6 protein-coding genes, 1 tRNA gene and 1 pseudogene are annotated in these 8,930 nt (G+C 54.8%); 4 read left to right on the forward strand and 4 right to left on the reverse strand.

Features of this window, described 5'->3' with window-relative positions:
- The first annotated feature begins 200 nt into the window (after positions 1–200).
- Both ACIQ2T_RS09925 and ACIQ2T_RS09930 read left to right on the forward strand, forming a co-directional pair.
- Positions 201–955, forward strand: a pseudogene (locus ACIQ2T_RS09925) (NAD(P)H-hydrate dehydratase).
- Positions 933–1,616: a lysoplasmalogenase family protein gene (locus tag ACIQ2T_RS09930; protein ID WP_397590672.1), complete on the forward strand. Its 684-nt coding sequence runs from the start codon at positions 933–935 to the stop codon at positions 1,614–1,616. Before ACIQ2T_RS09925 ends, ACIQ2T_RS09930 begins: the two are co-directional and overlap by 23 nt.
- A 54-nt stretch (positions 1,617–1,670) precedes the next feature.
- Here the strand turns inward: ACIQ2T_RS09930 and ACIQ2T_RS09935 are convergent, their stop codons facing one another.
- From ACIQ2T_RS09935 to ACIQ2T_RS09945, 3 genes are all read right to left on the reverse strand, one after another.
- Positions 1,671–2,834 carry a DUF3089 domain-containing protein gene (locus tag ACIQ2T_RS09935; protein ID WP_397590673.1) on the reverse strand — a complete coding sequence of 388 codons (1,164 nt, stop codon included), beginning with the start codon at positions 2,832–2,834 and terminating at the stop codon, positions 1,671–1,673.
- Positions 2,831–5,506, reverse strand: coding sequence for a DNA gyrase subunit A (gene gyrA / locus ACIQ2T_RS09940; RefSeq protein WP_397590677.1), 2,676 nt, complete (start codon positions 5,504–5,506; stop codon positions 2,831–2,833). The genes ACIQ2T_RS09935 and gyrA overlap by 4 nt, the downstream gene beginning before the upstream one ends.
- Positions 5,507–5,696: 190 nt before the next feature.
- Positions 5,697–6,392: an SDR family NAD(P)-dependent oxidoreductase gene (locus ACIQ2T_RS09945; protein WP_397590674.1), complete on the reverse strand. Its 696-nt coding sequence runs from the start codon at positions 6,390–6,392 to the stop codon at positions 5,697–5,699.
- Between the two features lie 131 nt (positions 6,393–6,523).
- On the opposite strand from ACIQ2T_RS09945, the gene ACIQ2T_RS09950 reads away from it, so the two are divergent.
- Positions 6,524–7,855 (forward strand): hypothetical protein, encoded by a 1,332-nt coding sequence (locus ACIQ2T_RS09950; RefSeq protein ID WP_397590675.1) that lies wholly within the window; start codon positions 6,524–6,526, stop codon positions 7,853–7,855.
- A 47-nt stretch (positions 7,856–7,902) separates the two neighbouring features.
- On the opposite strand, the gene ACIQ2T_RS09955 is transcribed toward ACIQ2T_RS09950, so the two are convergent.
- On the reverse strand, positions 7,903–8,379 hold the full coding sequence (locus ACIQ2T_RS09955) for an Lrp/AsnC family transcriptional regulator (RefSeq protein ID WP_397590676.1): 477 nt from the start codon (positions 8,377–8,379) through the stop codon (positions 7,903–7,905).
- A gap of 470 nt (positions 8,380–8,849) precedes the next feature.
- Between ACIQ2T_RS09955 and ACIQ2T_RS09960 the strand changes: the two genes are divergently transcribed.
- Positions 8,850–8,926, forward strand: a tRNA-Ile gene (locus ACIQ2T_RS09960).
- Positions 8,927–8,930 lie beyond the last annotated feature (4 nt).

Below are 8,930 nucleotides of genomic sequence, written 5' to 3' on the forward strand. Positions count from 1 at the left end.
GCAAGGCCGCCACCGATAATCTGGACATCAAAATTTTTGCTCATTCGGCGCGGCTATCAAAAATCTTTGGCGCTGCACAGGCAAAAGCGCCAAGATGGGCTATGGGATTTACACTTAACTCTTCTGCTGACGGGACGATATTGCGGCCAACCGTGGTTCCGCCGCCTTCCGATGCGCATAAATATAGCAGGGGGCACGCAATGGTTTGGAGTGGGCCAGCGTTGCACACCGGCGCGTCGCGGCTATCGGCTCAGGGGTCGTTGGCCGTGGGCGCAGGGTTGGTCACCATCGTTGGCGAGAGGGCTGCGCTGGCGGAACATGCCGCCCATGTTACCGCAATCATGCTGCGGGAAGCTAACCCGGCTTTTGACTTTGTGGACGATCACGTATCTGCCTTTGCCATTGGTCCGGGGGAGGGGCAGGGTCCCAGCAAGCCGTCCTCAAAGTGCTTGGATGCGGTGTTCCCACAGTGCTCGATGCCGACGCGTTGACGACGTTTGAAAAACACCCAGAGTTACTGTTTAACGCCGTCGCTTCGACTGACGTCATGACACCACATCTAGGCGAATTTCAGCGTATTTTTCCGGATATAAAATTGGAGGGTCGGCAGAAAGCCGTTATTCGTGCAGCGGAACGGGCGCAATGCGTGGTCCTCCTCAAAGGCGCGGAGACATGCATCGCCGCGCCCGATGGCAGCTATCTGGTGAACCGTCATGCGTCGCCTTGGTTGGCGACTGCGGGGTCGGGTGATGTCCTGACGGGGCTGATCTGCGGATTATTGGCGCAGGGTGTTCCGTCCTTTGACGCGGCCGCCATAGCCACTTGGTTGCATGGCGACATTGGTGTGCGCGCTGGGCCGGGCCTGACAGCAGACAGCATGATTGGGTATATTCCGCTTGTCTTGCGCGGATGTTTGCACGATGCATCGGGGCATGTCTCAGGATCTCGCACATAAACGGCCCTATTTGCTCGGAAGTCTGCTTGCGGGGATAAGCTTTCCTGCATCATGGCTTTTCCTGCCGCTTGATGGCGGTTTGATTGCAATGTGCTGGAAAATGGCTGCGGTGGGCTTTCTCGTGCCATTTGCCTTGCGCCGACACCATAAGGGTGAATTTGTCGCGCTTGCCATCATGCTTGCTTTTTATGCTTTGGGTGACGGGCTGATCGAACTCAGCATGGTCGCTGGCGCGCTTGCCTTTGCCGCTGGTCATCTCGTTGCAATCTTCATCTATTTTCGTCACCGGCGCGTCAAACCGGTGTTCAGTCAGAAGTTATTGGCTGTTACAATTCTATTGGCAACGCCGGTGATAGCTTTTTTCCTGCCGCCCACGCGAGACGAGGGCAGCCAAGTTGCTGCGTATAGCATCATCCTCGCCGCAATGGCCGCGATGGCATGGAGTAGCAATTTTCCTCGCTACCGCGTTGGGCTTGGCGCTTTATTGTTCGTCTTTTCTGACCTGCTGATCTTTGCCGAACTTGGGCCATTGGCAGAATCCGAAATGACCGGCATTGCCATTTGGTATCTCTATTATTTCGGCGTGCTGATTATCGCTGTTGGTATCGCGCAAACATTGGTCAAACGTGGCCATTTCGCAGGTGGCGAAGAACGTGACTGACGCACATTCAGACTGACGACGAACATGCACGTCCGTCATATCGCGCAATACGGATTAACGCCCGCTGCGTGCTTTCCAGGCAGAAAGCTGCACTGGCACCAGATCGACCATGTCCTGCATGACGAGCGAGACGTCTATGAGGTGAAGCCCCCAGTCCTGCGCGACAAATGCGCCAAAGCGCACATCGCCGCCGACATCATCAATGCGCGGATCAGCGGGATCAGCGTTAATGCGAACCGACAGGACATTTGCGCCGTTCACTGTCACACACTGCGCAGAATACAGCCCAGGCACCGCAACGCTGGGTGTGGTTATGGGTGCGTTGTCTTTGGTCCAGGCTGGACTGGCTGCGACAAGGTCGCCGATAGCGGCGCCGCTCGGAAAGCGCGGGTGCACAGTGGCCATGCCGCCGCCAAGGGCAGCTGGGTTGGCGCAAATTGACTCCTGCGCGGTGTTTGGCACGCGACCAAAACGGCTATTCGCAGGTGGCGGAGTGGTTTCGCGAAAGCTTGTCCAGGCGATGACACAGTTGGTTTGTCCAGCGCTTCGGCAGACAGGTGTCTGTTTCAAATCAGCGCCCTGATCCTCGCCCTTTGGCACAGCAACATTGGTACCTGCAAGCATCGCCGAAAGCATCTTAGCCGCAGCGGCTTTACCTTCTATTTCCTCGGCAATTAGGCGCTTGAGCAAGCCCGACCCTTGCGAATGCCCAACAAGAACGAAAGGACGACCTTTATTGTCAGCCGCCATATATTGCCGCCACGCATCGCGCGCGTCATTATACCGCAGCTCTGGATCCATTGGGATCGGGTTGCCCTTCATGTTCGAACGCAACCAGCTTAACGTCGACTGCCGATAGAGGGGCGCAAAGGTCCGGCATACTGTGCCAAAACGTGCAAATTGCGCCTCAACCACGCGGTGTTCTTCGTCATTGGCGATCATGTCGCTATTGCCGCCTGCGTCGTAGGACAAGGTTGGGTAGACATAGAAGCAATCCGCTTCTGGTGCACTCGCCCGCTTGACCGCACGCACAATGCGGGTTCCGTCGGGTGCCACTTCAGTCACGTCTAGGCTTGGTGTGCTGCACGCATCGCGGCGGTCAGGGCGGCATAACCAATTCTGATCAAGCGCATAATCATTTGGCACAGCGACAGGAAGGGCAGGCGCACTTTGAGCGGTGGCTACAAGGGCTGCAGCAATTAAGGTCGCAGTTGTCATTCTGGATCGTTTCCTTCCGGAGCAGCAACATCGTCGGGTGCAACCGCAACATCATCGGGTGCAACCGCACCCTCGTCGCCATCTTCATCGCTCTCATCAATCTTCGCCGCGCCAACCACATGTTCATTGTCGCCGACATTGAACAAACGCACGCCAGCGGTTCCGCGGCCGAGAACGCGTAAGCTTTCCAGTGGCATGCGGATGAGCTTTGCCTGATCCGTGACGAGCATCAACTGATCGCCCTTAGTCGCGGGGAAGCTGGCCACAACCGGGCCGTTGCGTTCGATATTGTCAATGTTGGTGATGCCTTGTCCGCCACGTCCAGTGCGGCGATAGCCATAAGCCGATGACAATTTGCCATAGCCATTGGCGCAGACCGTGAGGATGAACTGCTCACGCTCCGCCATTTCCGCGATGCGCTCCGCGGTCATGGTAGGATCGCCTTCTTTCTCGGGCTTCCAAGGTGCAAAGCGCAGATAATCTTCACGCTCTTCCGCCGAAGTGCCAACGCGTTTGAGGATGGACAGCGAAATAACCGCGTCGTCCTTACCAAGCTTCATAGCGCGAACGCCGGTCGATGCGCGGCTTTGGAATTCGCGGATGTCGTCGGCGGCAAAGCGAATTGCCTTGCCATTGCGGCTTGCAAGCAAGACGTCGTCCTCAGCGCTGAGCAATTCAACGCCAATCAATTTATCGTCGGCATCTTCACCTTCGAACTTCATCGCAATTTTGCCGTTGCTTGGTACATTGGCAAAGGCGTCCATGCTGTTACGGCGGGCATAGCCCTTTGAAGTTGCAAATACGACGCTGAGGCCACCCCATTCCGCTTCATCTTCGGGTAGGGTCAAAACGTTTGAAATGACTTCACCTTCACCAAGCGGCAACAGGTTGACCATGGGCCGACCGCGCGTGGTCGGGCCGCCTTCGGGCAACTTCCACACCTTCAGGCGATACACCTTGCCGATGTTGGAGAAGAACAGAACCGGCGTATGTGTGCTGGTCACGAATAATTCGGTGACGGCATCCTCTTCCTTGGTCGCCATACCCGCGCGGCCCTTACCGCCACGGTTCTGCGCCCGGAATGTCGCCAAAGCGGTGCGCTTGATATAACCGCCATGGGTGACGGTCACGACCATTTCCTCACGCTCCATCAGGTCTTCGTCATCGAGCCCATCCCAGCTTGCGGTGATTTCGCACAAACGTGGCGTGGAGAATTCGGCGTCGATGGCGACGAGTTCGTCGCGCAAGACAGTGTATAGCTTTACACGATCGCCCAAGATGGCGAGAAGTTCGGTAATGGTCTCTGCGAGCCCTGCAAGCTCTTTACCGATCTCGTCGCGACCAAGTGCTGTCAAACGATGGAGGCGTAGCTCCAGAATTGCGCGGACCTGCAACTCGGACAATTGATAGCTGTCGCCGTTAATCTCGGCTTCTACAGCTTCTACCAATTTGATGTAGGATGCGATTTCGGCAATCGGCCATTTGCGTGCAATCAAGGCAGCGCGCGCTTCGGCGGGGCTGGCCGAACCACGAATGATCCGCACAACTTCGTCCAAATTGGTAACTGCGACGACAAGGCCAAGCAACAAATGCGCGCGTTCGCGGGCCTTGTTGAGCTCAAACTTGGTCCGGCGGGTAATGACTTCTTCACGGAAACGAATGAAGGATTCGATGATGTCGCGTAGGTTCAGAACCTCTGGCCGTCCACCACGAATGGCGAGCATATTGGCCGGAAAGCTTGATTGCGCCTGTGTGTGGCGCCACAATTGGTTGAGGACAACGTCCGTGGTCGCATCACGCTTTAGGTCGATAACAATGCGCACGCCCTTGCGGCTCGATTCATCGCGGATGTCGGACACACCCTCAATGCGCTTGTCTTTGGCGGCTTCGGCGATTTTCTCGACAAGGCCGGATTTGCCGACTTGAAACGGAATGCTGGTGAGGACGATTGACCGGCGGTCGCCTTTTCCTTCTTCAATCTCATGCCGCGCGCGCTGCATGATGGAGCCTTTACCCTCACGATAGGCGGCGCGTGCGCCGCCCGTACCGAGTATCAGCGGCGCGGTAGGAAAATCAGGGGCAGGGACGATTTCGATCAGTTCGTCGATGGTGATCGCGGGATTGTCGATATAGGCCAAGCAGGCCTTGATGACTTCGCCCAGATTGTGTGGCGGGATGTTGGTCGCCATGCCGACGGCGATACCGCCAGCGCCATTGACCAAAAGGTTCGGGAAACGGGCAGGCAGAACCTGCGGCTCTTCACGGCTGCCGTCATAATTGGGCTGGAAATCGACAGTGTCCTTGTCGAGATCATCCAGAAGCGCGTTGGCAACCTTGTTCAAGCGTGCTTCGGTGTAGCGCATGGAAGCTGGTGGATCGGGGTCCATCGACCCAAAATTTCCCTGACCATCGATCAGTGGCACGCGCATGGACCAGTCTTGGGTCATACGGGCCAGTGCGTCGTAAATCGCGCTATCTCCGTGCGGGTGATAGTTACCCATGACGTCGCCGACGATCTTTGCTGATTTACGGTAAGGGCGGCCTGCAACAAAGCCGCCTTCTTGGCTGGCGAACAAGATGCGGCGGTGGACCGGTTTTAAACCATCGCGGACGTCGGGCAGGGCCCGAGACACAATGACCGACATCGCATAATCGAGATAGCTCGACTTCATTTCGTCGACAATGTCGACTGGTGAAATGTCGGATGGGTCTATTGTTACTATGTCGTCGCTCACAGCGCGAAAATCCTTATATTTTTTGGGTAGATTTACACTACACGCCTATCGTCCAAATGACTACACGCGACTGCCGCATTCGCGGTGTTTTCACCAGCTTATCCACAGATTCACGCCATGGCAGCCGTCAGGGCGCGATAGGGGTGCCATCATAAGCAAAAATCTGTCCGCTTTGCTCTGGTTTAAGCTGCTGCAGCACGCCGAGCAAGTTTTCGGCTGCGCGGGCCGGGGTGAAGCGTTCATGGGCTGGATTGCCCTTGAATGGAGCGCTGAGGGCGGTCTCGACAGTGCCGGGATGTAGGCCCACGATGATCGACTGCGGATTTTTGCGCTGCCATTCGATTGCGATGTTACGGATAAGCATGTTGAGCGCCGATTTCGATGCGCGATAGCTGTGCCATCCGCCCAAGCTATTGTCTGAAATACTTCCTACCCGTGCCGACAAGGCGGCAAAACAGATTGGGCCTTGCTTGGCCATTATCGGCAAAAAATGTTTGGCCACAAGCGCAGGCCCGACGGCGTTGACGCGATAGTTTTGCATCATCCAGTCAGGATCGAGTTCACGCAGACTTTTTTCAGGTCCTTTGCCGGCTGAATGCAGCAGTCCCGTGGCGACGATCACTAACTGAACGGGGGGCAGGGTGTCCGCCAAGGACGCGGCGGCCGTTGCAATGCTAGCCTCATCAAGGATATCGACGGGGAGATCGCTCTCTCGGTGCAGACGAATGACGTTTGCGTAGCTTGAGCCATGGTCTAACGCATCCGCCAAAGCCGCGCCGATACCACCCCTGGCTCCAATTATCACTGCGGTGCGATCAGCCACTTGTTTTTTGTTCCATTTCGTTCAACGGGAATTCATGCAGTGGCGCTATGGCAATTGCACAGACGTTGGCAAGGTTCTATAAACCGATCCATTAAGCGGCCACGGCCAAAAATACTATCGCGGAGAGTAATATGAAACTGGTTTCAAAATTTGCCTTAGCCCTTTCTTTAGTCGCGGTATCCGCCGCACCGGCGGCGTTTGCGCAGTCCGATGAAAAACCTAAAAAGGAAAAAAAAGGTAAGGAAGTAGCGCCTGCTGCGCCGAAGCGGAATTATTCCAAGCCGTTTATCGCGGCATATATGCCAGTGGCGAACATGCTTAACAAAACCAAGGATGCCGTCGCCGCCAAGGCGGCGTTTTCGACGGTTGTTGCAGCGATCGGCAACGACGATGACCGGTATGAAGCAGGCATTCTTGCGATCAATATCGGCGCGCCGTTGAAAGATTTGGCGTTTCAGGAGCAGGGCATTGACCTGCTGATCGGATCGGCAACTACGCCAGTCGATTTGAAGAAGGAATATACCTTCAGAAAGGGCGCCATTGCCTATGATGGCAAGAGGTTTGCTGACGCTGAAAAGTACATGATTGAAGCTTACAACATCGGTTACCGTGCCAATAACATTGAGTATCTGGTCTCGAACGCAATGTCGCAACAGAATAAAGATGCCGATGCAATTGCGTGGATTGGTAAGGCTATTGAGTCGAGCAAGGCAGCTGGAGCCGTAAGCAAGGCCTATGTTGTTCGTGCCGCAAATCTCTCCGCGAAAATGAAGAATTATGCTGCCGCTTCCAATTTCTACAAGGAATTGGTGATGACAGAAAATAACCCTGATTATTGGCACGATGCGCTGGCCTTTTTTGACCGGTCGCGTGATTTTAACCCTGAAGAGTCCCTTGATATAATGCGCTTGATGCGCGCCACCAATGGCTTGCGCTTCCAACAGGAATATGCGGCGTATCTCGATAGTTTGAGCTATATTGGGGTCCGTTACCCCGCAGAAGCGGTGTCAGTTCTTGACGAAGGTTTCAATAAGGGCGTTATTTCGCGCAATAACGTGACCTTTAGCGAGCGTTACAACGAAGCCAAGGCGCGGCTTGCGGAAGACACACGCACATTGTCTGGCACGATAGCCCCTGCAAAAGCGAGTCCGAAACCGATGCTGTCGTCGCTCACTGCAGACTCGTTTTTCTCCCACAAGGATTACAAGACGGCCAAGGAGTTGTATGAATCGGCGTTGAGTAAGGGAGCCGTTCTCGACAAGGATGGCGGCGACCAGACCGATCGCACGCGCTTTCGTCTCGCAATGTCCAAAGCAATGTTGGGCGATTATGCAGGAGCGAAGGCTGATTTTGCGATGATCAACAACCCCAACCGCAAGGCAATTGCCGAATATTGGAGCATGTATATCGACCAATTGTCCAAGCCTGCCGCGGCACCTGTTGCTGCTGCTCCGGCGACCTGAACTATAAAACAACAACAAAAAAGGGCCTGCGCAATCGGCCCCTTTTTTTATGCCTGCGGAATAGGAACGCCGGGATCGTCTTTAGCGGTGCGGATCGTTAGTGATGTTTTGACGCTGCTGACATTTGGCGCCGATGTCAGTTTTGATGTCAAAAATTCCTGAAATGACTGCAGATCGCGGGCGACAATTTTCAAGATAAAATCAATTTCACCGTTGAGCATATGGCATTCGCGCACATCGGGCAGCGCCCTGACATGCTCTTCAAATGCCTTCAAATCCTCCTCCGCCTGACTTTTGAGGCTGACCATTGCAAAAACGGTAATGGTGTAACCCAACGCGCCCGCGTCAACATCGGCGTGGTAGGATTTGATTGTACCGGATTGTTCCAACGCGCGCATGCGGCGAAGGCATGGCGGCGCCGTCAAACCTACCTTTGTCGCGAGTTCCACATTGGTAACGCGACCATTCGCCTGCAATTCAGCCAAAAGCTTCATATCGATCGCGTCAAGGTTCGTATTGGCCATAATTTCGTAATTTCCGTTTCTATTATGACCCGTGCTTATAATATAATTATAGCGGATTGCAATTGTCCCATAGTGTGATGGACCAAAATTGATGCTTTCGTGTTGCTGACAACAGGCTGCCGCCGCAAAATTACGCGAATATCCCAGCAGGAAGCGCTGAACATTGCGTGAGACGGATAACAAAGGCGTTCGCCGACACATTTGGTAATTTTAACGCGCATGTCTGTTGTAGAACGATGGTCCTCCCAGTTGCTGTTCGCGATTGTCGTTTGCTCCGCTTCCAAGCCACATGAGCGGCTTTGCGTCAGGCTTAAGCAAGACATCCAAGATTTACGAAATATGGGTGTCCGCGCAAGGATTGGGGCCGAAATCAAATCTACCAGCCAAATTACGTCATTTAGATAAGATAAAGGCTTGCCTATTCCGCCAAAGTTCGGCTATCGGCCCGCAGGTAGTTGGCGAGCCGGTTAGGGCCTGTAGCTCAGTTGGTTAGAGCTGGCCGCTCATAACGGCTAGGTCGGGGGTTCGAGTCCCTCCGGGCCCACCACCTT

It is taken from the genome of Sphingorhabdus sp. (assembly GCF_044357595.1).
Lineage (GTDB): Bacteria > Pseudomonadota > Alphaproteobacteria > Sphingomonadales > Sphingomonadaceae > Sphingorhabdus_B.